This is a genomic window from Neisseria sp. P0008.S010, assembly GCF_051962715.1.
GTDB classification, from domain to species: domain Bacteria; phylum Pseudomonadota; class Gammaproteobacteria; order Burkholderiales; family Neisseriaceae; genus Neisseria; species Neisseria elongata.
This window is the reverse complement of record NZ_JBQCVA010000412.1, coordinates 1-241: the sequence shown is the minus strand read 5'-3', so window position 1 is coordinate 241 and position 241 is coordinate 1. Positions and strand designations below refer to the sequence as shown.

The 241-nt window shown below is 52.7% G+C and carries 1 rRNA gene; it reads left to right on the top strand.

Going from position 1 to position 241, the window contains the following annotated elements:
• Positions 1-2: 2 nt before the first annotated feature.
• Positions 3-241 (top strand): 16S ribosomal RNA (locus ACTHSL_RS14130); the annotation flags it as partial.

The window sequence follows — 241 nt, the reverse complement described above, 5'->3', positions numbered from 1 at the left end:
GTGTGTAAAGGGTGCGTAGGCGGCTTGTTAAGTCGGAAGTGAAATTTCGGGGCTCAACCCCGGAGCTGCTTCCGAAACTGATGAGCTAGAGTGTGGGAGAGGAAAGCGGAACTTTGAGTGTAGCGGTGAAATGCGTAGAGATTCAAAGGAACACCAGTAGCGAAGGCGGCTTTCTGGACCATAACTGACGCTGAGGCACGAAAGCGTGGGGAGCAAACAGGATTAGATACCCCTGTAGTCC